General features: G+C 68.3%; 16 protein-coding genes. 8 read left to right on the forward strand and 8 right to left on the reverse strand.

The window, feature by feature from the left end:
* Nucleotides 1-92: 92 nt before the first annotated feature.
* Nucleotides 93-1,928: an acyl-CoA dehydrogenase gene (locus ABIA65_RS01180; RefSeq protein ID WP_241401672.1), complete on the forward strand. Its 1,836-nt coding sequence runs from the start codon at nucleotides 93-95 to the stop codon at nucleotides 1,926-1,928.
* A gap of 52 nt (nucleotides 1,929-1,980) precedes the next feature.
* Here ABIA65_RS01180 and ABIA65_RS01185 read toward each other — a convergent pair whose 3' ends face one another.
* Together ABIA65_RS01185 and ABIA65_RS01190 are read right to left on the reverse strand one after the other, a co-directional pair.
* Nucleotides 1,981-2,820 (reverse strand): GNAT family N-acetyltransferase, encoded by an 840-nt coding sequence (locus tag ABIA65_RS01185; protein ID WP_241401673.1) that lies wholly within the window; start codon nucleotides 2,818-2,820, stop codon nucleotides 1,981-1,983.
* 167 nt (nucleotides 2,821-2,987) lie between these two features.
* On the reverse strand, nucleotides 2,988-3,911 hold the full coding sequence (locus ABIA65_RS01190; protein ID WP_354522349.1) for a TIGR03564 family F420-dependent LLM class oxidoreductase: 924 nt from the start codon (nucleotides 3,909-3,911) through the stop codon (nucleotides 2,988-2,990).
* A gap of 54 nt (nucleotides 3,912-3,965) precedes the next feature.
* Here ABIA65_RS01190 and ABIA65_RS01195 point away from each other — a divergent pair, with 54 nt between their 5' ends.
* The gene (locus tag ABIA65_RS01195; RefSeq protein ID WP_241401675.1) at nucleotides 3,966-5,087 is read left to right on the forward strand and encodes a TDT family transporter; all 1,122 of its coding nucleotides are present in this window, start codon (nucleotides 3,966-3,968) and stop codon (nucleotides 5,085-5,087) included.
* Nucleotides 5,088-5,228: 141 nt separating this feature from the next.
* Here ABIA65_RS01195 and ABIA65_RS01200 read toward each other — a convergent pair whose 3' ends face one another.
* Nucleotides 5,229-6,530, reverse strand: a complete 1,302-nt coding sequence (locus ABIA65_RS01200; protein WP_241401676.1) for an acetyl-CoA C-acetyltransferase — start codon at nucleotides 6,528-6,530, stop codon at nucleotides 5,229-5,231.
* A 98-nt stretch (nucleotides 6,531-6,628) separates the two neighbouring features.
* Here ABIA65_RS01200 and ABIA65_RS01205 point away from each other — a divergent pair, with 98 nt between their 5' ends.
* Nucleotides 6,629-8,038: a 3-oxoacyl-ACP reductase gene (locus tag ABIA65_RS01205; protein WP_241401677.1), complete on the forward strand. Its 1,410-nt coding sequence runs from the start codon at nucleotides 6,629-6,631 to the stop codon at nucleotides 8,036-8,038.
* On the forward strand, nucleotides 8,035-8,904 hold the full coding sequence (locus ABIA65_RS01210; RefSeq protein WP_354522350.1) for a MaoC/PaaZ C-terminal domain-containing protein: 870 nt from the start codon (nucleotides 8,035-8,037) through the stop codon (nucleotides 8,902-8,904). Before ABIA65_RS01205 ends, ABIA65_RS01210 begins: the two co-directional genes overlap by 4 nt.
* On the opposite strand, the gene ABIA65_RS01215 is transcribed toward ABIA65_RS01210, so the two are convergent.
* Genes ABIA65_RS01215 through ABIA65_RS01225 form a run of 3 tightly spaced genes read right to left on the reverse strand, consistent with a single transcriptional unit; the run spans nucleotide 8,901 to nucleotide 12,617 of the window.
* A complete protein-coding gene (locus tag ABIA65_RS01215; protein ID WP_354522351.1) occupies nucleotides 8,901-10,751 on the reverse strand; it encodes an ABC transporter ATP-binding protein in 1,851 nt (616 codons plus the stop codon). The genes ABIA65_RS01210 and ABIA65_RS01215 overlap by 4 nt on opposite strands.
* A gap of 11 nt (nucleotides 10,752-10,762) precedes the next feature.
* On the reverse strand, nucleotides 10,763-11,386 hold the full coding sequence (locus ABIA65_RS01220) for a TetR/AcrR family transcriptional regulator (protein WP_241401680.1): 624 nt from the start codon (nucleotides 11,384-11,386) through the stop codon (nucleotides 10,763-10,765).
* A gap of 28 nt (nucleotides 11,387-11,414) precedes the next feature.
* Nucleotides 11,415-12,617, reverse strand: a complete 1,203-nt coding sequence (locus tag ABIA65_RS01225) for a glycoside hydrolase family 3 N-terminal domain-containing protein (RefSeq protein WP_354522352.1) — start codon at nucleotides 12,615-12,617, stop codon at nucleotides 11,415-11,417.
* A 39-nt stretch (nucleotides 12,618-12,656) separates the two neighbouring features.
* On the opposite strand from ABIA65_RS01225, the gene ABIA65_RS01230 reads away from it, so the two are divergent.
* Nucleotides 12,657-12,830: a DUF2613 domain-containing protein gene (locus ABIA65_RS01230; protein ID WP_241401682.1), complete on the forward strand. Its 174-nt coding sequence runs from the start codon at nucleotides 12,657-12,659 to the stop codon at nucleotides 12,828-12,830.
* 61 nt (nucleotides 12,831-12,891) lie between these two features.
* On the forward strand, nucleotides 12,892-17,145 hold the full coding sequence (locus ABIA65_RS01235; protein ID WP_354522353.1) for an alpha-(1->3)-arabinofuranosyltransferase: 4,254 nt from the start codon (nucleotides 12,892-12,894) through the stop codon (nucleotides 17,143-17,145).
* Here ABIA65_RS01235 and ABIA65_RS01240 read toward each other — a convergent pair.
* Complete coding sequence (locus ABIA65_RS01240) at nucleotides 17,044-18,270, reverse strand: nucleotide disphospho-sugar-binding domain-containing protein (RefSeq protein WP_354522354.1); 1,227 nt, start codon at nucleotides 18,268-18,270, stop codon at nucleotides 17,044-17,046. The two genes, ABIA65_RS01235 and ABIA65_RS01240, sit on opposite strands and share 102 nt — an antisense overlap.
* Nucleotides 18,271-18,416: 146 nt before the next feature.
* Between ABIA65_RS01240 and ABIA65_RS01245 the strand changes: the two genes are divergently transcribed.
* Complete coding sequence (locus tag ABIA65_RS01245; RefSeq protein ID WP_354522355.1) at nucleotides 18,417-21,575, forward strand: ATP-binding protein; 3,159 nt, start codon at nucleotides 18,417-18,419, stop codon at nucleotides 21,573-21,575.
* A 78-nt stretch (nucleotides 21,576-21,653) separates the two neighbouring features.
* Nucleotides 21,654-22,637, forward strand: coding sequence for a phosphotriesterase family protein (locus tag ABIA65_RS01250; RefSeq protein WP_354522356.1), 984 nt, complete (start codon nucleotides 21,654-21,656; stop codon nucleotides 22,635-22,637).
* Between the two features lie 93 nt (nucleotides 22,638-22,730).
* On the opposite strand, the gene ABIA65_RS01255 is transcribed toward ABIA65_RS01250, so the two are convergent.
* On the reverse strand, nucleotides 22,731-23,840 hold the full coding sequence (locus ABIA65_RS01255; protein ID WP_241405898.1) for an acyltransferase family protein: 1,110 nt from the start codon (nucleotides 23,838-23,840) through the stop codon (nucleotides 22,731-22,733).
* Between the last annotated feature and the right edge of the window lie 180 nt (nucleotides 23,841-24,020).

Consider the following 24,020-nt stretch of genomic DNA (forward strand, 5'->3'; position numbering starts at 1 on the left):
AAGTTACTCGGCGGTATAGTTGAGCACAGTTACTGGTGGGTAACTTAGCCCAAGTACCCAACCACATACGGCATTCTCAACGAGGAGACAGAGTGAGCCACTACAAGAGCAACGTCCGTGACCAGGTGTTCAACCTTTTCGAGGTCTTCGGCGTCGACAAGGCACTCGGCCAGGGCGAGTACACCGATCTGGACGCCGACACGGCCCGCGAGATGATCAACGAGATGGCCCGCCTCGCCGAGGGCCCGATCGCCGCGTCGTTCGCCGATGGTGACCGCAACCCGCCGATCTTCGATCCCGCGACGCACACCGTCAAGCTGCCCGAGTCGTTCAAGAAGTCGGTACGCGCGGCGATCGACGGCGGCTGGGACAAGGTCGGGCTCGACGAGGAGCTCGGCGGCGTGCCCGCCCCCAAGGCGCTGCTGTGGGCGCTCAACGAGCACATCCTTGGCGCCAACCCCGCGGTCTGGATGTACGCCGGTGGCGCGGGCTTCGCGCAGATCTTCGCGCACAACGGAACCGAGGAGCAGAAGAAGTGGGCCGCCATCGCCGCGAACAGCGGTTGGGGCGCCACCATGGTGCTGACCGAGCCCGACGCGGGCTCCGACGTCGGCGCCGGGCGGACCAAGGCGATCAAGCAGGAGGACGGCTCCTGGCACATCGACGGCGTGAAGCGGTTCATCACCTCGGCCGAGGCCGACGACATGTTCGAGAACATCTTCCACCTCGTGCTCGCCCGCCCCGAGGGCGCTGGCCCGGGCACCAAGGGTCTGTCACTGTTCTTCGTGCCGAAGTTCCACTTCGACTTCGAGACAGGCGAACTCGGCGAGCGCAACGGCGTTTACGTGACCAACGTCGAGCACAAGATGGGCCTCAAGGTCTCGACCACGTGTGAGCTGACCTTCGGCCAGCACGACAAGCCCGCCAAGGGCTGGCTGGTCGGCGAGGTGCACAACGGCATCGCGCAGATGTTCGACGTCATCGAGCAGGCCCGAATGATGGTGGGCACCAAGGCCATCGCCACCCTGTCGACCGGTTACCTCAACGCGCTGGCGTACGCCAAGGAACGCGTGCAGGGCGCCGATCTGACCCAGATGACCGACAAGGCCGCGCCGCGCGTGACCATCACCCACCACCCCGACGTGCGTCGTTCGCTGATGACGCAGAAGGCCTACGCCGAGGGACTGCGCGCGCTGTACCTCTACACCTCGACGTTCCAGGACGCGGCGGTCGCCAAGGCTGTCCACGACGTGGATCCCGAGTTGGCGGTCAAGGTCAACGATCTGCTGCTGCCGATCGTCAAGGGTGTCGGCTCCGAGCAGGCCTACGCCAAGCTCACCGAGAGCCTGCAGACCTTCGGTGGATCGGGCTTCCTGCAGGACTACCCGATCGAGCAGTACATCCGCGACGCCAAGATCGACTCGCTGTACGAGGGCACCACCGCCATCCAGGCGCAGGACTTCTTCTTCCGGAAGATCGTGCGCGACAAGGGTGTTGCGCTGGGCTACGTGGCGAACGAGATCGAGCAGTTCGTCAAGAGTGAGACCGGTAACGGCCGACTCAAGGCCGAGCGCGAGCTGCTGGCCACTGCTCTGGCCGACGTCCAGGGCATGGCGGCGACGCTGACCGGCTACCTCATGGACGCGCAGACCAACCCCACCAGCATCTACAAGGTGGGCCTGGGCTCGGTGCGCTTCCTGATGAGCGTCGGTGACCTGATGCTCGGCTGGCTCCTGGCGAAGCAGGCCGCCGTCGCCATCACCGCCCTGGATGCGGGCGTCAGCGGTGACGACAAGGCCTTCTACGACGGCAAAGTCGCGGTCGCGTCGTTCTTCGCGAAGAACTTCCTGCCCCAGCTCACCAGCACCAAGCTGGTTCTGGAGAACCTCGACACCGAGGTCATGGAGCTGGACGAGGCAAGCTTCTAAGCCAAGCCTCGACGCTCAAGGCCCTCGCTTCGGCGGGGGCCTTGCGCGTTGTTCAGTCCTTCGCCTTGGCGAGCACCGCGCGGGTGTAGAGCAGGTGAAAGCCCTTGCTCTGCACGTTCTTCTGCGACGTCGAGCCGGGATCGGTCGTCACGACCGCGATATCGCATCCCGCCTTCGCGGCGTCGCGCAGCCGGACCGTCATCAGGGCGGACTGCACACCACGGCGCCGAAACGCCGGGGCCGTGGCCGTGGCGGCGAGCTGAGCGACGCCGTTGGTCACGCATAGACCACCGCCGCCCGCGATGACGCCGTCACAAAACGCCACGTATGCGGTGAGGCCCGCCGCCTCCAAATCCCGTTCGACGCGGGCGACGATGTCCCGCGGAAAGTCCTCATGGCTGGGCACCCCTGCGCCGTCGGGATGGGCGAATCCCTCCACCACCACCTCGACCCATGCGTCGAGTTCGTCGTCGGTGCTCATGCGCGCTTCGATCGCGCTCGACGCAGCAGGCTCCAGCCCTGGCTGCAGGCTTCGGCCCAGCACGTTCTTGAAGCCCGCCAGCTGGTAGCCGCGACCGGAGAGCAGTGCGGCCACACTCGGATCGGCGAGACTGGACAGCTCCACCTGGACGGAGACCCCGTGGCCGAACAGCGTGCGTTCGACCTCGTCCATCGCGGCGCCGGCGGGAACCCCGTCGAATCCGAGCCCCACCACCTTGTTCATGGGCGAGCCATTGTCGGCGAAACACGCGAAGCCACCGGCCACGGGCATCACCAGCCCGGCGGCACCTCTGCTGCGTACACCCTCGGTCGCCGCCACGATGAGCTGGGCCTCAGCGGATTCGATGCGCCGAGCCAGGGCCGTACCGCAGAACAGGGGCGCGTCATTCACGCGGCGATTCTGCACGAACGGCGAGTGCGGAGGGAACTGATTTTCTGGCCGTCGACCTCCCACCTCGATGGCCCATTTGTGAATCTGACGACGTCTGAGGCGATTTCGAGTCGTCAGGTTCACAAACGGCGGGTACGGGCGCGACTGCCCGCGACTTCCAGCCGGCGCTAGGAGTCCAGCTGGCGCAGCAGCGCACGGGTGCGGGCGCGGCCCTCGGGCGATGCGTCGAACGTCGCGCCGACGTACTCGTCCACGCCGGCCTCGCGAAGCTCGTTGAGCCGCCCCGTCACCTCTGCCTCATCGCCGATGATGGCGGCGTCCTCCGGACCTGCGTAACCCTCGCGGTCGAGCATCGCGCGGTACGACGGCAGGTACCCGTACATCGAGAACTGCTCGGCGGCCTGCTTGCGTACGCCGGCCACGTCGTCGGTGACGCTGATCGGCAGTGCGGCGACCACCCGGACGGAGCCCTCGGGGCGACCCGCGTCGGCCGCCGCCTGGCGCAGCGCCGGAGAGACGTGCCCCGACAACGTCTTCGGCCCCGTCATCCAGGTACAGGTGCCCGAGGTGCGCCTGCCCGCGATCTTGAGCAGTTGGGGACCGAGCGCCGCGATGTAGACGTCGACGGGCGGCGCGTCGATCATCAGCGCACCGCACGTGGTGACCGTCTCGCCCCTCGCCTCGGCGGGCTGACCGGCCAGCAGGGGCAGCAGCCCGTCGAGGTACTCGTTGAGCCTGCGCACCGGCTTGTCCCACGGGATACCCCACATCCCCTCCGTGACGGCCTGGTGCGTCATCCCGAGGCCGAGCACGAACCTGCCCGAGGACACCAGGCTGACGGTGAGCGCGCGCTGCGCCATCTGCATCGGATGCTGGTTCTGGATCGGCACCACACCGCTGGCGACCTCGATGGTGTCGACCTCGCGCAACGCGACGGCCAGGACCGTGAGAAGGTCTGGCTCGTAGGGCATTTGGCTCATCCACACCCGTTTGAAGCCCTCGTCCCGATACAGCGTGAGATTGGCAATAGTTGAGTCGATCGGCGATCCGATTCCCGCGCCGCTGAGTTGCCCGAACATACTGAACTGCATGATCCACACACTCCCACAAGTCGCCAACTGCCAAGCGCTATTCGACATCGAGCGATGACCACCGAGGTGGAGCGGTTGAGGCACTTCGGCCCGAACTGGTTCGCGTCGGTGATGGGCACGGGAATCGTGGCGACGGCGGGAGCGACGCTGCCGTTGCACGTGCCCGGGCTGCGTGCCTTCTCCCAGGTCGTGTGGGTCATCGCCGCGACGCTGCTCGTCGTGCTGATCGTGGCGGTGACGGTGCAGTGGTCGCGGCATCCGACCGTGGCCCGCGGCCACGCGAGGAATCCGCAGATGGCGCACTTCTACGGCGCCGCACCCATGGCATTCATGACGGTCGGGGCAGGCGCGGTGCTGGTGGGCAAGGACCTCATCGGCGAACGCCTGGCCGTCGATCTGGCCTGGATCCTGTGGACGACGGGCACCCTCGGCGGTCTGTTCACCGCGATGACCATCCCGTACCTGATGTTCACTCAGCTCAATGTCGGGCCCGATGCGGCGTTCGGCGGGTGGCTGATGCCCGTGGTGCCGCCGATGGTGTCCGCGGCGGGTGGTGCCCTGCTCATCCCGCATATGGCACCGGGCACGGGGCGCACCACGATGCTCTACGGCTGCTACGCCATGTTCGGGCTGTCGCTGATCGCCGCGCTGATCATCATCTCGATGATCTGGAGCAGGCTCGCGCACTACGGGACATCGGGCACGGCGCGCGTTCCGACGCTGTGGATTGTGCTTGGCCCGTTGGGGCAGGGCATGACGGCCGCGGGTCTGCTCGGCGCACACGCGGCGCTGGCCGTGCCAGCCGACCTGGCGTCGGGCATGGCGGTCTTCGCGATCCTCTTCGGCGTGCCGGTGTGGGGGTTCGCCGTGCTGTGGATCGCACTGGCCACGGCCCTGACGGCACGCACGATGCGCCGCGGCATGCCGTTCGCGCTGACGTGGTGGAGTCTGACGTTCCCGGTCGGCACCTTCGTCACCGGCACCACACAGTTGGCGGTGCACACCGGGCTTCCCGCGTTCAAGGTCGCGGCCGTAGTCGCGTATGCCTGCCTGCTGTGTACATGGGCTCTGGTGGCCGTCCGCACGACAGGCGGCAGCTTCGCCGGCAGCCTTTTCCAGCCACCGGCGGCCACCGGGCCGATCACCGCGTCCAAGGACCAGCCCACTAACGGCTGACGCGATGGGGCCGGAAAAAAGTTAGTGCCCCGTGTTGCCGTCGGGTCGGGGGGTCAGACGGCAACACGGAGCTAATGGATGTATCGCCGGGCCCTTCGGGAGCGTTACACCGCCCGCAGAAGTTTTTTGGCCCGAATTCCGCTAGGCCTCCAGGATGGCCGTGACACCCTGCCCACCTGCGGCGCAGATGGAGATCAGACCGCGTGCCGGCTGCCCCGTCGCAGCCTTCTTCTCGGCGAGCTGCTTGGCCAGCTGGGCCACGATGCGCCCGCCGGTCGCGGCGAACGGATGCCCGGCGGCCAGCGAGGACCCGTTGACGTTGAGCTTGGTGCGGTCAATGGACCCGAGCGCGGCGTCCAGGCCGAGCCGTTCCTTGCAGTACTCGTCGGACTCCCACGCGGCCAGTGTCGCGAGCACCACCGAGGCGAATGCCTCGTGAATCTCGTAGAAGTCGAAGTCGCCCAGTGTCAGGCCGTTGCGGGCCAACAGCCGCGGAACGGCGTACGTCGGCGCCATCAACAGGCCGTCGTCACCGTTGACGTAGTCGACCGCCGCGGTCTCGCCGTCGACGAAGTAGGCCAGCACGGGAAGGTTGCGCTCGGCGGCCCACTCCTCGGTCGCCAGCAGCGACACCGACGCCCCGTCGGTGAGCGGCGTGGAGTTGCCTGCCGTCATGGTCGCGTCGCCCGATTTGGCGCCGAACACCGGCTTGAGCGTGGCCAGCTTCTCCGCCGACGAGTCCGGGCGCAGGTTGTTGTCGCGGTACAGCCCAAGGAACGGGGTGACCAGATCGTCGAAGAAGCCGCGGTCATAGGCGGCGGCCATATTGCGGTGGCTGGCGGCGGCGAGTTCGTCCTGATCGACGCGCTTGACGCCCATCTTCTTGGCGGTGATCGCGGCGTGATCGCCCATCGACAGCCCGGTGCGGGGTTCGCCGTTGGTCGGAATCTCGACGCCGACCGCTGCCGGCAGCTTGCCGACGAGCTTGAGCCTGTCGAGGTTGGACTTGGACCGGCGCAGCCCAAGCAGGACGCGACGCAGATCGTCACCAAACGCGATCGGCGCGTCCGATGTGGTGTCCACACCACCGGCGGCACCGGAGTCGTACTGACCAAGCGCGATGGCGTTGGCCACCGCGATCGTCGACTGCAGACCCGTACCGCAGGCCTGCTGAAGGTCATAGGCGGGCGTGTACGGGGACAGCGCACTGCCGAGCACGCACTCACGCATCAGGTTGAAGTCGCGGCTGTGCTTGAGCACGGCGCCGCCCACCACCGCTCCGAGCCGCTCGCCCTCGAGGTGGAACCGCTCGATGAGACCGCCCAGCGCTGCGGTGAACATGTCCTGGTTCGACGCGTTGGCGTAGGCGCCGTCCGAGCGCGCGAAGGGGATCCTGTTGCCGCCGATGATCGCCACGCGGCGGGCCGTCCTGTTCTCAGCCACTTCTACCTCTTCGGTGTCTAGGGGTGTCGAGCGTCATACTACCCACCGTTCTTACTCTGGAGTAAGTTCGTGATGGACACGACAGTGTGGGTACACAAATGTCTGTACCCCCTGCTCGAAACGACACACCAGGTTCTTCTCCGAAAGGCAGCGACGTGGCTACCGATTTCCTGTCCCAAGTGGTCAACTCCGGGCCCGGCTCATTTCTGGCCAAACAGCTCGGCATCCCCCAGCCCCAGGAACTGCGCCGGTACCGAGCGGGCGAGCCGCCCCTGGCCGGATCGCTGCTGATAGGCGGTGACGGTCGCATCGCCGAGCCGCTGCGAAGCGCGCTGGCCGACGACTACGAACTGGTCCGCAACAACATCGGTGGACGCTGGGCGGACACGTTCGGTGGCCTGCTCTTCGACGCCACCGGCATCACCACACCCGAGGGCCTCAAGGCGCTGCACCAGTTCTTCACCCCGGTGCTGCGCAACCTCGGCGCCTCGGGGCGCGTGGTCGTCGTCGGCACCACCCCCGATGAGATCACCGACGTCGACGAGCGCATCGCCCAGCGGGCGCTGGAGGGTTTCACGCGTTCACTCGGCAAGGAGTTGCAGCGCGGCGCGACGATCGGCCTGGTGTACGTCACCGCTGACGCCAAGCCCGCCGCGACCGGGCTCGAGTCGACCGTGCGCTTCCTGCTGTCGGCGAAGTCGGCCTACGTCGACGGGCAGGTGTTCTACGTGGGATCCGCCGACTCGCAGCCGCCCGCCGACTGGGACAAACCACTGGACGGCAAGGTCGCCCTGGTCACCGGCGCTGCCCGTGGCATCGGCGCCAAGATCGCCGAGGTGTTCGCCCGGGACGGCGCGAAGGTCGTGGCGATCGACGTCGATCAGGCTGCCGAGGCGCTCGCCGAGACGGCGACCAAGGTCGGCGGCACCGCGCTGACACTCGACGTCACCGCCCCCGACGCCGTCGACCGCATCACCGAGCACCTGCGCGAGCACTACGACGGCCACGCCGACGTCCTGGTCAACAACGCGGGCATAACCCGTGACAAGCTGCTGGCCAATATGGACGACGCCCGATGGGACTCCGTCGTCGCCGTCAACCTCCTTGCCCCGCAACGCCTTGCCCAGGGCCTGGTGGACAACGGCACGATCGGCGCGGGCGGCCGGATCGTCGGCCTGTCGTCGATGGCGGGTATCGCGGGCAATCGCGGCCAGACCAACTACGCCGCCACCAAGGCCGGCATGATCGGCATGACACAGGCGCTGGCACCCGTGTTCGCCGCGAAGGACATCACCATCAACGCCGTCGCGCCGGGCTTCATCGAGACCAAGATGACCGACGCGATCCCGCTGGCCACGCGCGAGGTGGGCCGCCGGCTCAACTCGCTGTTCCAGGGCGGTAAGCCCGTCGACGTCGCCGAGGCCATCGCCTACTTCGCGAGCCCCGCGTCGAATGCCGTGACCGGCAACACGATCCGGGTGTGCGGCCAGGCGATGTTGGGCGCATGAGCAACACCAGCGAACAGCCCAGTGGGCTCATGAACATGGTGCGGGCCGCCGCGGGTGCCGTGCCGTTCGTCTCGCGCGCCTTCGGCTCGCGCGGCAGCGGTGTGCCCGATCGCACCGTCACGGTCGAGGGTCTCGCGATCGATCCGGCCAACGTCGCCGAGTACGCCGCCGTGACCGGTCTGCGGTTCGGCGACACCGTGCCACTGACCTACCCGTTCACACTGACCTTTCCGTCGGTGATGTCACTGGTCAGCGGATTCGACTTCCCCTTCGCCGCCATGGGTTCGGTGCACGTCGAGAACAAGATCACTCAGTACCGGCCGATCCGGGTCACCGACGTCGTCGACATCGAGGTGCACGCGGAGAATCTCCGCGAGCATCGCAAGGGCCTGCTGGTCGATGTGATCACCGAGGTGTCGGTGGGCAACGACCTCGTCTGGCAACAGGTCACCACCTTCCTGCATCAGCAGCGCACCAGCCTGTCCGACGAGCCCAAGCCCGAGCCCAAGAGACAGCCCAAGCTGGGGCCACCGAACTCGACTCTGAGGATCACGCCCAGCCAGATCCGGCACTACGCGTCAGTCGGTGGCGACCACAACCCCATCCACACCAACCCACTGGGCGCCAAGCTGTTCGGCTTCCCGACGGTCATCGCACACGGCATGTTCAGTGCCGCCGCGGTGCTCGCCAACATCGAGGGCCGGCTACCCGACGCGGTCGAGTACTCCGTGCGCTTCGGTAAGCCCGTGCTGCTCCCCGCGCGCACCGGCCTGTACGTCGAGCGCACCGGTGACGGCTGGAATCTGGTGCTGCGCAACCTGTCGAAGGGCTACCCGCACCTGACGGCGACGCTGCGTCCGCTCTAGCGCTGCCTCTGGGCTTCGTACAGACGCTTGTACAGGCCGCCCTCGGCCAACAGCGTGCGATGGTCACCTTGCTGCGTGACGCGGCCGTCCTCGAGGACGAGGATCCGGTCCGCCACCGCGGCAATGAAGTCCATGTCGTGGCTGATCACGAGGCAGGTGCGATCCCGCGCGTAGTCGCGGATCACGCCGGTCAGTCGCGTCCGCTGGTCGGCGTCCACGTTCTCCGTCGGCTCGTCGAGCAGCAGCACCTCGGGCTGGCGTAACAGGCAGCGCGCCAAGGCGATCAACCGCTTCTGCCCGCCCGACGGCACCTGAACGTCGACCACCGTGTCGTAGCCGGCCTGCATCTTGGTCGGGTCGACGATGATCGAGTGGACGTTAGCGTGTTTGCACGCTGCCTCGACGTCGGCGTCACCGGCGCTCGGCCGAGCCAGCCGGACGTTCTCGCGGATGGTGTCCCTGACGAAGAACGGAAACTGGGAGAGCTTCGAGACGTTCTCGCGCAGCGAGGCTCTGGTGACGTCGCCGATATCGTGACCGTCGAGGAGGATTCGGCCGCGCTGTGGATCGAAGAAGCGCAGCAGCAGGTTGAACACCGTCGACTTACCCGATCCGATACCGCCGACGAGCGCCACCGTCTCGCCCTCCGCGATGGAGAACGACAGTCCGTCGAGGACCTTCTGCCCGGGCGTGTAGCCGAAGGTCACGTCGTCGAACACGACATTCCCGTGGACCTCACCGAGCACGACCGCGTTGGGTCGGTCCCGCACCGACGGCTGGGTGTCAAGCAGCTCGTACGTCGACGCCACGGCGGGCGACACGGACTGATAGGTGGTGTAGGCACCCAGAACCCGTTGCGCCGCCCCGAACATCGTGGGGACCATCCCGGCGAAGACCAGCAACCCCGCGAACGTCAGGCCGAAGCTCGAGCTGAACCCGATGCCGACCAGCAGCACCACGACGGAGCTGATCGCCACGAACAACTGAGACACGTTCGCCGTGGCCTGCATCCACACCGCGCTCAATGCCGAGTTCTTTGCGGCTGTGTCCGACACCTCGTGAAACCGACTGCTGCGCAGGGGCTGTGCGTTGAACATCTGAATCTCGGCGATACCGTTCACCGTCTGCTCAAGTTCGGCACCCATCGCCCGATCAGCGATCAGCGTCCGCTGCATCACCAGCTGGACGTTGCGCCCGGCGAACCGCAGCATCACCATGGCCAGCGGCGTGAGGATCAACGCGGCGACGGTCATCTGCCACGAGATGGCGATCAGATAGGCGACCGCGACCGCCACCACGACCACGTCGATGAGCGGCGGCAACAGGCAGTCCGTGAGAAGCCTTTGCACACCTGCGGACTCGGACATCACCCGCTGCATCAGCGCACCGACGTGCGATTTGGAGAAGAAGTCCAGCGACAGCGTCTGGAGGTGATCGTGCACTCGCTGCCGAATGTCGGTGACGAGAACCCTTTCCACCTTCGCACCCACAAGCGCGGTGACGAAGTACATCAGCTGAGCCAGCAGCACCGACGCCCCCCACGTCGCCAGGAGCACCGCGAACGGCACCGCGCCTGCCACTTCGGCGAGCAGACCGTCGGATCGCGCGACCAGCGGGCCCCGCAAATCCCACACCCCAGCCAGGTTTCCGCTCATCGCCGCATCGGCGACGACCTGCATCATGGGCCCGAAGACCGCGACCGTGACATACGGCAGCGCCGACGCGATAACGCCGAGCACCAGCAGCGCCACGATGGGGCCGCGCACCGCCTTGAGCATGCTCAGACTGCGCACTATCAGCGTGGCGGCCTTCGGTTGCGCTGCCGTGACCTCGGCCACCCCGCTCACCCCGTTCGTCGCTAGCCCGCCGAGATCGAGGGCGAGTCCTTGTCCGTGGGCCGCCCCTTGAGGCCCCGCCAGAACAGGTTGATCATCAGCTCCGCGGCGTCGTTGACGTCGGTGTCACCCGTACTCACCCGATTGGCGACGGCCTCGCCCGCGCCGACGAGCGCCACGGCCATCATGTCGAAGTCGGTGTCCGGTTCCGGGTTTCGCGTACCGGTCAGCAGGAGTCTGCCGACCAGGTCGACGATGCGCTCGCGACCCTCGCGAACGGTGTGGGCGAAGGCCTGCGAGCTGGTCGCCTGGGTGTAGAGCACGATCCACGACGACCGGTTCTCATCGATGTAGCTCAGGAACGACACCACCGCAGTGCGTAGCAGATCTCTTGGCGCCTGGGCGAAGTCGATGTTCGCGCGCACTGAGTCGACGAACCTGGCCAGCTCGCGGTCCAGGCAGGCGCCGAACAACTCCTCCTTGGAGCCGTAGTAGAGATACAGCATCGGCTTGGAGATCTCCGCCTGCGCGGCGATCGCGTCCATCGACGTCTCGTGGTAGCCGTTCACCGAGAACATCTGGACGGCGGCGTCGAGCATCTGTTGCTCGCGCACCGCGCGCGGCAACCGCTTCGTTCCACCTGCCATCAGCTCAGGGTATTCAATCGGCGGCCGATCAGGACCCGCACCGAGGAGAGCGGCCCTTCATGCCGGCCACCTTCAGCACCGAGCCATCCACCCGGCCCATGTCCAACTCGCCGCCCTCGACCGCGCTCTCGAGCCGATCGAGCACCGCGGGAACCTCACCCGTGCTCACCCACAGTGCGACGTCTGCACCGGCCTGCAGTGACCGCAGCACCGCCTCGGCCACGCCGTAGCGCTGGTTGATCGCACCCATGCTGGACAGATCATCGGTGTACACCAGGCCACCGAACGGCGGGCCGCCGTAGCCGCCGGACCGAAGCAGATCGTAGGCTGCGGGGCTCAGGCTGGCCGGGTCCGAACCTGTGAGCCCAGGAACCTGCATGTGCCCGACCATCACCGCGACCGGGCCTGCCGTGGTGAGCGGGCCGTAGGGCACCAGATCATTGGCCTTCAGATCGGCAAGGGGCGGCGTGACGACACCACCGTCATGTGAGTCGCCCGAGGAGTTGCCGTGGCCGGGGAAGTGCTTGAGCACCGGAAGCAGACCCGCGTCACGCAGTCCCTGCGCGTAGGCGCCTGCGTACTCGATGACCTTGCCCGGGTCGGAGCCGAACGACCGGTCACCGATGACGTCGTCGTCGGACTCGCTGGTGACGTCCACGACGGGCGCGAAGTCGACGTTGATGCCGAGGTTGCGCATCGCCGCTCCGCGCTGCAGGGCAATGTCGTGGACCTCCTGCGGGGTGCGGGTCTGGGCCAGCACGCGCGGGGAGGGCTGCGACCCGATGAGACCCGACAGCCGCTGCACGCGACCGCCCTCCTCATCGACGCTGACGGCGGGCGGCAGCGGCGCCGCGGTATCGGCCAGCTTGGGCACCGTGCCGTCGGACAGCATCGACAGGTCAGTCCAGCTCCCGATGAAGATGCCGCCGACGTGATGGTCGTTGACCACCGATCGAGCGTCGGCGGCGTCGGTCACCCCCACCATCAGCAGCTGAGCGAGCTTGTCGCGCGTCGACAGCGCCGCGAGCAGCTCCTGTCCGGCACCGCACGCGGGCACACCCGGTGTCGGTGGAAGCGACGTCGACGTCGACAGCGGCGTTGCCGATGCCGTTGCCCCTGACGGCTCAGATTCGGGCGCCTGCGCCGAGCGGACCTCCGACGAACACGCCGTCAGAGCCGACACGGCAACCAGTGCGAGTAATGCGCGGGTCCCTCCCAGTGACACAGCCATGGACACCGAGGTTAACGGTCACCGTGCTAGTTTGGCCGGGTGGATCGGTTCGTCTTGCCCGCAGCGGCCAGCATCGTGGTCGGCTTGCTCCTTGGTGCGGCGGCCATCTTCGGGTTGACCCTGATGGTCCAGCAGGACACCAAGCCCCCCGTGCAGGCAGGCGATCCCGCATCGTCGGTGCTCAACAGGGTCGAGTACGGCGAACGTACCTAGTACCCGGGTTGCGCAGCTCCTGCCCGCCCCATCTGACTCTCCGCCCCTAGCCCGTCGCTGGTTGTGGGCGGTCTGCGCCGTCGCGCTGGCCCTGAGTTTCGCGCAGTCTCCCGGGCAGATATCACCCGACACCAAGCTCGACCTCACAGCCAATCCCCTGCGTTTCCTGGCCCGCGCCGCGAATCTCTGGAATAGCGATCTGCCGTTCGGGCAGGCCCAGAACCAGGCCTACGGGTACCTGTTCCCGCATGGTGCGTTCTTCCTCGCCGGCGACGTGCTCGGCCTCCCCGGCTGGGTGACACAACGGCTGTGGTGGGCGCTGCTCCTGGTCGTGGGCTACTGGGGGCTGCTGCGGGTCGCCGAGGCGCTCGGCATCGGGACGACGAGTTCACGGGTCATCGCGGCCGTCGCGTTCACCCTGTCTCCCCGAGTGCTGACGACGCTCGGGGCGATCTCATCGGAGGCACTGCCGATGATGCTCGCCCCGTGGGTGCTGCTTCCTGTGATCCTGGCCCTGCGCGGTTCGGGGGACGTCCGGGTACTCGCGGCCCGATCCGCCGTCGCGGTCGCTCTCATGGGCGCGGTCAATGCAGTCGCCACCCTGACCGGGTGCCTGGCCGCGGTGATCTGGTGGGCCGCGCATCGCCCGAACCGGCTGTGGTGGCGCTTCACCGCGTGGTGGGCGCTGTGCACCGCGCTCGCCGTGACGTGGTGGGTCATCGCCCTGTTCATGCTCGGCCGGATCAGCCCGCCGTTCCTCGACTTCATCGAATCCTCCGGTGTCACCACCCAGTGGCTGTCGTTGACCGAGATGCTGCGCGGCACCTTCAGCTGGACGCCCTTCGTCGCGCCCAGCGCCACCGCAGGCGCCTCGCTGGTGACGGGATCCGTCGCGGTGCTCGCGACCACGTTGGTGGCGGCCGCGGGCCTGGCCGGACTGGCGATGCGGTCCATGCCCGCGCGGGGCAGGCTCATCGCGATCCTGTTCGTCGGACTGGTCGTGCTGGCGGCGGGTTACTCCGGCCAGTTGGGCTCACCGATCGCCGCCCAGGTGCAGGCGTTCCTCGACGGCTCCGGGACGCCGCTGCGCAATGTCGCCAAGCTGGAACCGCTGCTACGGCTGCCGATAGCGCTTGGTCTCGCGCATCTCCTTGGCCGAATCCCGCTGCCGGGAAGCAGCCCTGCCAGCGTGTGGTTGCCCGCGTTCACCCACCCCGAGCGGGACAAGCGGGTGGCCGTCGGCGTCGTCGTTCTTGTCGCCCTGACGGCGGGCACATCGCTGGCCTGGACGGGCCGCCTCACCCCGCCCGGCGGGTTCACGGAGATCCCCGACCACTGGCATGCCGCAGCGGCGTGGCTGGACGACAACAACTTCCCCGATCCCGGCCGGGTGCTCGTGGTGCCGGGTGCGCCATTCGCCACCCAGGTGTGGGGCAACAGCCGTGACGAGCCCCTGCAGGTCCTGGGCTCCAGTCCGTGGGGTGTGCGCGACTCCATCCCCTTGACCCCGCCGCAGACGATCCGTGCGCTGGACTCGGTCCAGCGACTGTTCGCCGCGGGGCGCCCATCCGACGGACTGGCCGAAACGCTGGCACGTCAAGGCATTTCGTACGTGGTCCTGCGCAACGATCTCGATCCCGACACATCACGCTCGGCGCGGCCGCTGCTGGTGCACCGCGCCATCGACGGATCGCCGGGTCTGGAGCGAGTCGCCGAGTTCGGCGACCCCGTCGGTCCGGGAACACTGGACGGGTTCATCACCGACAGCGGTCTGCGGCCGAGCTACCCCGCGGTGGAGATCTACCGCGTGACCGGATCGGTGCCCGTGCGGCCCTACCTCGCCGACGTCGGTGCGATGGCCCGCGTCGACGGCGCCCCCGAGGCGTTGCTGCGCCTCGACGAACGACGGCGTCTACTCGGCCAGCCACCGCTGGGGCCCATGCTGCTGACGTCGGACGCCGAGCGTGCCGGGCTGCCCGTTCCGCTGGTCACGGTCACCGACACCCCGGCCGCGCGGGAGACCGACTACGGCCGCGTCGATGACCACTCGTCGGCAATCCGCACGCCCGATGACGCCCGCCGCACCTTCAACCGCGTCCGGGACTATCCCGCACCCGGCGCCGACGAGGTGTACGCGAAGTGGCCCGGTGGGCGGATCACGGTGTCGAGTTCGGCGGCGGACTCGACGGCGCTGCCCAACGTGGCGCCCGCGACGGGGCCCGCCGCGGCCATCGACGGCGACACCTCGACGAGCTGGGTGTCGAACTCACTGCAGTCGGCTCTGGGGCAGTGGCTCCAGGTCGACTTCGACCGCCCCATCGCCAACGCGACGGTCACCATCACGCCCAGCGCCACCGCCGTGGGAGCACAGGTCCGCCGCATCGAGGTGTCGACGGCCAACGGCACGAGCACGCTGCGCTTCGAGGAGCCGGGTAAGCCGCTGGCCGCAGCCCTGCCGTACGGCGAGACGCCATGGGTGCGTTTCACCGCTGTCGGCACCGATGACGGCTCCCCGGGCGTTCAGTTCGGCATCACCGACTTCACGGTCACCCAATACGACGCGTCGGGCTACGCGCAGCCGGTGAACCTGCGCCACACCGTCGAGGTGCCCGGCCCGCCAGCGGGATCCAAAGTGGCCCAATGGGATCTGGGCTCAGAGCTGCTCGGCCGCCCCGGCTGCGCCGACGGACCCGTCGGCGTGCTGTGCGCGGCGTCCATGGCGCTGTCACCGGAGGAGCCGGTGAACATGAGCCGGACACTGACGGTGCCCGAGCCGACGTCGGTGACACCGACGGTGTGGGTGCGCGCGCGACAGAGCCCCAACCTCGCCGATCTGATCCGTGAGCCGGGCACGACCCGCGCGGTGGGTGACGCCGACCCGATCGACGTGCTCGGCTCGGCGTATGCCGCCACCGATGGTGACCCGCGTACCGCCTGGACGGCGCCGCAGCACACGGTGCAGAACCGCAACGGCGCCAATCTCGAACTGCGCCTGCCGAAGCCGACCGATGTCACGGCGCTGCGCCTGACCCCGAGCGCCACTCCCCTGCCCGCGCATCCAACGCTGGTGGCCGTCGATCTCGGGGACGGCCCGCAGGTGCGCACGCTCGATCCCCGCGGCGGCACCCAGACGGTGCAGCTGCACCCGCGACGAACCGACGTGGTGAAACTGTCGATCCTCGGCTGGGACGACGTCATCGACCGCACCGCACTCGGATTCGATCAGGTGAAGCCGCCGGGCCTCGCCGAGGTCGCCGTCCTCGACGGTCGCGGTGCACCGGTCGCCGCGGCCGATGCCGCGCGCAACCGCGGACGCGTGATCAGCCTGCCGTGCGGCAAGGGACCCATCATCGGCATGGCCGGACAGTTCCTTCAGACCTCGGTTGAGACACGCGTCGGTGATCTCCTCGACGGGCGCCCGATCGCTGCGAAGCCGTGCCTGTCGGGACCCATCGAACTGCCCGCGGGACAACAGGAACTGCTGGTCAGCCCTGGCCCGGCCTTCTTCGTCGACGGCGTCCAACTCGCAACACCCCTGGCCGCGGACGTGACCACTGCGCCGACGACACCTGCTGATGTGACGCGCTGGAGCAACGACCGCCGCGAACTCAACGTCACCGCAGCCGACTCCGAACGCGTGCTGGTGGTGCCCGAGAGCGTCAACCCGGGATGGATCGCGCGGGGCCCCGACGGTAGCGCCCTGTCCCCGGTGACCGTGAACGGTTGGCAGCAGGGCTGGGTGCTGCCCGCGGGGACCTCGGGCGCGGTGACGCTCGAGTTCGCGTCGAACGCGCTCTACCGCGCCGGACTGTTCGGCGGGCTCGCGCTGTTGCCGGTCCTGCTGTTGTTGGCATTGCTGCCGGCACGCCGACGCGGGGAACCCGAGCCCGCCGCGCAGACGTGGCACCCGACGGCGCTGGTCGCAGGCGCGGCGGTGCTCGGCGTCGGGTTCGTGATCGCCGGGGCCGCAGGCCTGGTGGTGGCCGCCGCATGCGTTGGCGCCCGGTACGCGCTGCGCGGGTGGGCAGCCCTGGACCGGGCGACGGTTTTCGTCACGGCGGGTGGTCTGACGCTGGCGGGTGCGGTGCTGAGCCAGGACCCGTGGCGCTCCGTCGACGGCTACATCGGACACTGGTGGGGCGTGCAGTTGCTGGCCCTGATCAGTGTCAGCACACTCGCGGCCTCGACCATCCCGCTGCACAGGAACGATGAACTACCGGCCGAGGAAACGACTTTCGATGATGTCGGCTCCTCGGCAGACACCACCGGCGGCACGGAACCCGTTGGCGACCCGTCGCGCACCGCTGGTCAGTGACCGCGCCCGCACGATACTGGCCCTCAGCCGCGAAGGTGCGAGCCTGCGCGCCGGAAGTCGGGTGCCGCACCGCGCCACCTCGACATGGCGGGCGACTTCGAACTGGTCCCGGCCAAAGGGAACGACACAGACGGGTACGCCGCGCGCCAGCGCCTTCTGAGTGGCGCCCATCCCGCCGTGCGTGACTGCGCAGACGGCGTGCTCCAACACCGCTGCGTGCGAGACGAACTCGACAGCAGTGGCGTTCGCCGGCAACGTGAGGGAATCCGGCACACCGCACGGGAACGTCGCGACAACGTGCACTGGCTCATCGGCCATGGCCTCGATCGCCGCGAGCCCGAGCGCCGAGTCACCCTGTCGCTCTGACGATGTCGTCACCAGCACCACCGGACGCTCGATCGCGCGCAGCCAGCCCGGTGGCGGCCCGGGATCGTTGAGTTCGCACGGCCCGATCATGTACAACCGTCCACCGTCGTCCGATCTCGGGTAGTCGAACGGCGGCGCGCTGGCGACCAGAGCCAGCGGCGCTCGGCGGAACAGATCGTCAGTGGTTCCGACCGCCGGTAGCGACAGCGCCGACCGGAGCGCTCTGACGGCCGGCAGCATCGCCTTCGACACCGGCCGACCGACCACGGGATCGAGCAGTCGGTCGCGAAGCCTCCCCGGCCAGCCCGGCCACGGCCGCAAGCCCGGCCCGAACGGAGGGATGCCGGGTGAGCGCGGGAGCGGAAAGTACGGCCAGAAGGTCAGCCATGGCAGGCCGGACGCCTCGGCAGCCGCCGCGGCCCCCCAACAGTTGCAGTCGATGACGAGCGCGTCGGGATCGGTGTCGCCGATCGCGGCGCGTAGATCGTCGACCTCGAGCGGCGCCCGGCGACCAAACACCTCGAGCGCAACCCGCAGTGCCGCGCGCCCCGAGGACTGGGTCCAGTCGGTCATCTCGACTGCCTCGATGCGGGCGTCCACCGGTGCCGCGGCCATGCCGGCGCGACGGACGACGGGCACCCCGCTCGCCGCCGTTCGCACCTCGACGCGGTGGCCTCGACGTGCCAGCTCGGCCAGGAGCGCGGACATCGGCAGCAGGTTTCCCAGTGCCGGTGACGTGTAGGCCAAAAACGTCGCCATCACACCGCTCCCCACGACGGTGTCAGGCCCGATCTGGCCTGTACAGGGCACATGATGCTCCTCGCGGGGCACCCGTATCGGATTTCCGCTCGGTTGGTCTCAGCACGTTAGTCTTGAACCGCTGGTCGCGTACAGCAGGACATCGGATGGCGCCGGAGCAGACTTCGTGTGCAACATGTGGAACCGAGCCTCGGCCCGGCGCTCGATTCTGCGACGCGTGCGGGGCGCCCATCTCGCGCCTGGCCGCCCCAACGGAACACAAACAGGTCACCGTCCTGTTCGCCGACGTCGTGCGGTCAATGGACCTCGCCGTGACGCTCGACGCCGAGGCGCTCCGCGACGTGATGAGCGAGTTGTTCAGTCACTGCGGTGCGGTGGTCGAGCGGCTCGGCGGCACCGTCGACAAGTTCACCGGCGATGGCATCATGGCGCTCTTCGGTGCGCCGATCGCGATGGAGGATCACGCGGTTCGGGCCTGTCTGGCCGCATTGGAGGTTCAGCGGGAGGCCCGGCGGCTGTCCGAGGGCGTCCTGCGCCGTGACGGTGTCGGCTATGACCTGAGGGTCGGGCTCAACTCTGGTGACGTCATAACCGGCCAGATCGGCTCCGGCCCAACCAGTTACACCGCGGTCGGGGTGCATGTCGGGATGGCACAGCGGATGGAGTCGGCGGCGCAGCCGGGTGCCGTGATGATCAGCGAGTCGACGGCCCGGTTGGTCGAACGCATCGCCGACCTCGGCGAACCCGAGCTGGTCACGATCAAGGGCCGGCAGGAGCCGGTGCTGGCCAGGCGGTTACTGGCCGTCGGTGTCAGGCACGAACCGTCCGATCGTCGGCCCTCCACGCTCATCGGACGTCAACGCGAGGCCGATGCGCTGGAGACGCTTCTCGACGGTGCCGCGGCGGGGTCGGGTTGCGTCGTCGGTATCGCCGGTCCTGCGGGTATGGGAAAGAGCCGCATCGCATCGGAGGTCACGTCCGCGGCACTACGGCGTGGCATCCGGACGGCCACGACGTTCTGCGAGTCACATGCCAGTGAGGTCCCGTTCTATGTCGTGGCACGTCTGCTGCGCAATGCGCTCGCCGCCGGGAACGGGCAGCGGCCGCACGCCGCAGAACCGGGAGACGTTGAGCTACTCGAGGAGCTGTTCGGCGTCCGGACCGGTCCTACCAATCCGACCCTTTCGGCCGATGCCAGGCGTCGGCGTCTGGCTCAGATGCTGGCGGCGGAGCTGATCCATGCCGGCGCGCCGACGGTGTTCGTCATCGAGGACGCGCACTGGATCGACGCCGTCAGTGAGGCCCTGTTGGTCGAAGTGTGTGCCCTGGTGCCGGAGGCCTCGGCGATGGTTCTGGTGACCTATCGCCCGGAGTACCGCGGAGAACTCCTGAACACGCCTGCGCTGCAGTTATTTCCGCTCGCGCCGCTGGACCGCGCACAGTCGCTGACACTCGCCGAGGAACTCATGGGTTCGGATCCCTCGCTGAGCGGGCTGACCCGGCAGGTGGTCTCCCGCGCGGCGGGCAACCCGTTCTTCGTGCACGAGATCGTCCGGGATCTCGCGGCTCGCGACGTTCTCGCCGGCGCTCCGGGTGCCTATGTCCTGCGCGGCGATCCGACCGACATCACCGTCCCCGCAACCCTTCAGGTCGCGATCGCCGCCCGCATCGACCGCCTCGACCCCGACGCCAAGCGGCTGCTCAACGCGGCGGCGCTGGCGGGCTCAGAGTTCACCGCCGACCTGCTGGCCGACACCCTGACGACCACCGAGAGCAGCATCCAAGCCGGGCTCGACAAACTCGTCGCGGCCGAACTGATCCAGCCCACCGCCACCACGCCGGCGGCGGAATACGCGTTCGGCCACCCGCTGATTCGCGCCGTCGCGAGCGAGACGCAGCTGCGTTCCGTGCGCGCCTCGGTGCACCGGCGACTCGCGGCGACCATCGAGACGCGCAGCGGGCCGGATCCCGACCACAACGCGGCACTGATCGCGACACACCTGGAGTCGGCTGGCGACCTGCTCGACGCGTTCATGTGGCACTTGCGCGCGGGCGCGTGGTTCACCAATCGAGACATCGGCGCCGCGCGCACCAGCTGGCAGCAGGCCCGTGCCGTCGCCGATCGGATGCCAGCCGGCGAACCCTACCGGGACCTGATGCGCATCACGCCCCGATCGCTGCTGTGTGGCAGCTCGTGGCGTGCTGGCGGGAGCGTCGCCGATGCGGGTTTCGAGGAGTTGGATCGGCTGTGCCGCGATGCCGACGCACCGATTCCCCTGGCGATGGGCATGGCGGGCCACATGTCCGCGCTCTCGGTGCACTCCCGAGCAAGGGAGTCCGCCGCACTCGCCCCGCAGTACGAAGCCCTCGTCGAGTCGATTGGCGACCCCAGCGTGACGACGGGGCTGCTCTTCGCCGCCATCTACGCCAACCACTTGACTGGTGACACGGCGGAGGCGCTGCGGCTGGCACAGCGGGTGATCGACCTGGCGGCGGAGGATCCGATCAGGGGCAACTTCCTCACCGGATCGCCGTTGGCCTTCGCGACCGCGATGCGGGCCGCCGCGAAGTGCGGTCTTGGTCGCGATGGCTGGTTACAGGACTTCGACGACGCGAATCGCCTTGCGCGCGCGGCCGATCCGACCACGTACGTCTCGACGGTGATGTTCAAGTACTCGGTGGGCATCTCGGTCGGCGCACTTGTCGTCGACGACACCGCACGATGCGAGACCGCGGAGGCGCTCGAGATTGCGCTGGCGTTCAGCGAGGACATGGCGCTCGGCCTCGCGCAGGTCGCTCGTGGCCTGGTGCTGGTGCACTCCGGTGACGACGCTGACCGTGCGCACGGTTTCGAACTGCTCGCCGCGGCTCGCGCGCTGGCCGACGCCGACCGGTACTCGGCCAACGAGGTACGACTGATCGAGATCGAGGAGGCCGCCCAGTGCGCCCGGTCCGGTGACCTCGACCATGCGATCGAGACGGCAACCCAGGTCGCGCTGACGCTGACCGAGGCCGGTATGCCGCTGTATCTGGGTCACGCCACGACGGTGCTCGTCACCGCGCTGCTTGGCCGCGCAGCGGCCGGGGACGTGACACGGGCCAGGTCGGCGGTGGATCGACTGGCGGATTTCACGGGGCCGTCCACCGTCGGCTTCCACGAACTGCCGTTGGTGCGGCTGCGCGCGCTGGTGACCCGCGCCGAGGGTGACGACACCGGCTACCGGCGATTGGCGAACCGCTATCGGCGCATGGCCCACGAACGGGGGTATGCGGGCCACGTTCTCATCGCGGACTCCATGGGCTGACCTGAGCATCGATCAAAACCAGCCTCCGACAGGCGAATCCACCCGTAGCATCGCGAGGATCAGCGATGGGAGCATCGGATGAGCGGGTTGACGGTGAACACGGCTCGGGGCGCGATTGACGCCTCGAAGCTCGGCGTGACGCTCATGCACGAGCACGTCTTCATCATGACCACCGAGATCATGGAGAACTATCCCGAGGCCTGGGGTGACGGCACCAGGCGTGAGGCCGACGCGATCATGCGTCTCAACGAGCTCAAGTCCCGTGGCGTCGACACCATCGTCGATCTCACCGTGCTCGGCCTGGGCCGCTACATTCCGAGGATCGCGCGGATCGCCGCGGCGACCGAGTTGAACATCGTGGTGGCCACCGGCCTCTACACCTACAACGACGTGCCGATGTACTTCCACTATCTGGGCCCAGGGGCGGCGCTGGGTGGCCCCGAGATCATGACCGAGATGTTCGTCCGCGATATCGAGCACGGTATCGCCGACACCGGTGTCAAGGCCGCAATCCTGAAGTGCGCCACCGATGAACCGGGTGTCACACCGGGTGTCGAGCGCGTGCTGCGCGCGGTCGCGCAGGCGCATCGGCAGACCGGCGTGCCCATCTCCACCCACACGCACGCGGCGAGCCGACGCGGCCTGCAACAGCAGGCCATCTTCGCCGAGGAGGGCGTCGACCTCGCCCGCGTGGTGATCGGGCACTCCGGGGACACCACCGATATCGCCTACCTCGAGGAACTCATAGCGAATGGGTCCTATATCGGGATGGACCGGTTCGGTGTCGATGCCTACCTGTCCACCGCGGACCGCGTCGCGACCGTCGCGACCATGTGCGAGCGTGGCCACGCCGACAGGATGGTGCTATCGCACGACGCGTCCTGCTACTTCGACGCGCTGCCCGAGGAGACGCTGCCGATCGCGCTGCCGAACTGGCACTACCTGCACATCCACAACGACGTCATCCCGGCGCTGCGGGCGCGCGGTGTCACCGATGAACAGTTGACGACAATGCTGGTCGACAATCCCCGGCGGATCTTCGCCGCGCAGGGCGGTTACTGACGCGCGACGGCAGGCTCCGGCTGGCCCCACTCACGAGACTGCACTCACGCAACGAAAGTGCGAGTGAGGTCTTGTGTGAGTTCAATCTCGACGCTATCTCGCGACGGCAGGCTCCACCTCATCGGTGACCGAGCTGTCCAGCGGTGAGGGACGGCGCCGCCTCTCCCAGCGCCGCAACGCCTCTCGACACGGCGACTCGACAAGCGCGTAGCTCACCGCGGCGATCGCGAAGCCGAACACCAGCGTCAGCGCCAACACCACCGGCATGTGGCCGCTGAAGGCGAACTCACCGATCACCGGGAACACCATCGCCAGCGCGGCCAGGTGCCACACGAACAGCCCGTAGGACCAGCGCCCCAGCGTCACCATGCCCGCGCTGCCCAGGAATCGGTGCGGAGTGCCGGGAGCATCCAGCACCAGCGGCGCCAACAGCGTGGCGGCGACCACCGCGCCCATCGCCGTTTTGACCACGAACTGGCCGACGGTGCCCGGCGTCAGCCCCTCCGGGCCTGCGATCGGGGAGGCCGCGACCGCGAACGCCGCCAGGCCCAGGCCCGCCATCAGGATTCGGCGCCGCGCCAACCGGTGCATCCAGCCGACCGGGCTGACGCTCAGCTCGGCGATCACCATCCCTGCGGCGAACCAGGAGAAGAAGGCGGGCGGCCAGTTCATCGGGTTGACCCCGAACGGTGCGTCGAACGGGATGAGCCCCCATGCCAGGCTCGCGGCGGCCAGCACGACCAGCGCGGGCAGACGGGCGGGCACCGGCAGCCTGCGGGCCAGCAGCGCGAGCAGTGGCAGCGCGAGATAGAAGCTCACCTCGACTGAGAGGCTCCACATCTGGGTCAAGCCAGCCGTCAGCGTCAGCGGGACGTAGATCTGGGTGAGCGTCAGATTGGCCAGCCACACCGTGAGGTTCGCCGTCACGTCGGGCATGAGTGTGAGGATCACCACGACGGCCACCAGGTAACCCGGCATGATGCGGACGATGCGCGACCGCAGGTAGTGCCCCGTCGGGGGGACCTGCCGCAGACCGCGCGCCGCGGCGGCGTGACCGCGCCACAGCAGGAAGCCCGACAGCGCGAAGAAGACGGCCACCGCCAGGTCGAATCGGCCCAGCACTCGCCCCGTGAACCCCGTGGTGTGCCCGGTCTGAAACGCCACGTGGGTGACGACGACACCGATGGCGGCGCACGCCCGCATACCCTCGACGGCGGGCAGGAAGCCACGCGCGCCGCTGGTTGTCCCGTCCGGATCGGTACTCGCCACGGCGCCCAGTGTGCCCGAAGCACTTGTAGTAAGGATCTGCCTTAGCCCGGGCTGTTAGGGTCAAACGGGTCTTTCTTGAGGTCATCAAGTGAGAGTGGACGCCCGAAGGAGAAG

Source organism: Mycolicibacterium sp. 624 (genome assembly GCF_040548615.1).
Taxonomy (GTDB): Bacteria; Actinomycetota; Actinomycetes; order Mycobacteriales; family Mycobacteriaceae; genus Mycobacterium.

Coding starts and splice junctions, on each gene's coding strand:
- ABIA65_RS01190 (WP_354522349.1), bottom strand. CDS start 3,911: ATGCAGTTCAGTATGTTCGGGCAACTCAGCGGCGCGGGAATCGGATCG.
- ABIA65_RS01195 (WP_241401675.1), top strand. CDS start 3,966: ATGACCACCGAGGTGGAGCGGTTGAGGCACTTCGGCCCGAACTGGTTC.
- ABIA65_RS01205 (WP_241401677.1), top strand. CDS start 6,629: ATGTCTGTACCCCCTGCTCGAAACGACACACCAGGTTCTTCTCCGAAA.
- ABIA65_RS01210 (WP_354522350.1), top strand. CDS start 8,035: ATGAGCAACACCAGCGAACAGCCCAGTGGGCTCATGAACATGGTGCGG.
- ABIA65_RS01220 (WP_241401680.1), bottom strand. CDS start 11,386: ATGGCAGGTGGAACGAAGCGGTTGCCGCGCGCGGTGCGCGAGCAACAG.
- ABIA65_RS01225 (WP_354522352.1), bottom strand. CDS start 12,617: ATGGCTGTGTCACTGGGAGGGACCCGCGCATTACTCGCACTGGTTGCC.
- ABIA65_RS01240 (WP_354522354.1), bottom strand. CDS start 18,270: ATGGCGACGTTTTTGGCCTACACGTCACCGGCACTGGGAAACCTGCTG.
- ABIA65_RS01245 (WP_354522355.1), top strand. CDS start 18,417: ATGGCGCCGGAGCAGACTTCGTGTGCAACATGTGGAACCGAGCCTCGG.
- ABIA65_RS01250 (WP_354522356.1), top strand. CDS start 21,654: ATGAGCGGGTTGACGGTGAACACGGCTCGGGGCGCGATTGACGCCTCG.
- ABIA65_RS01255 (WP_241405898.1), bottom strand. CDS start 23,840: ATGCGGGCGTGCGCCGCCATCGGTGTCGTCGTCACCCACGTGGCGTTT.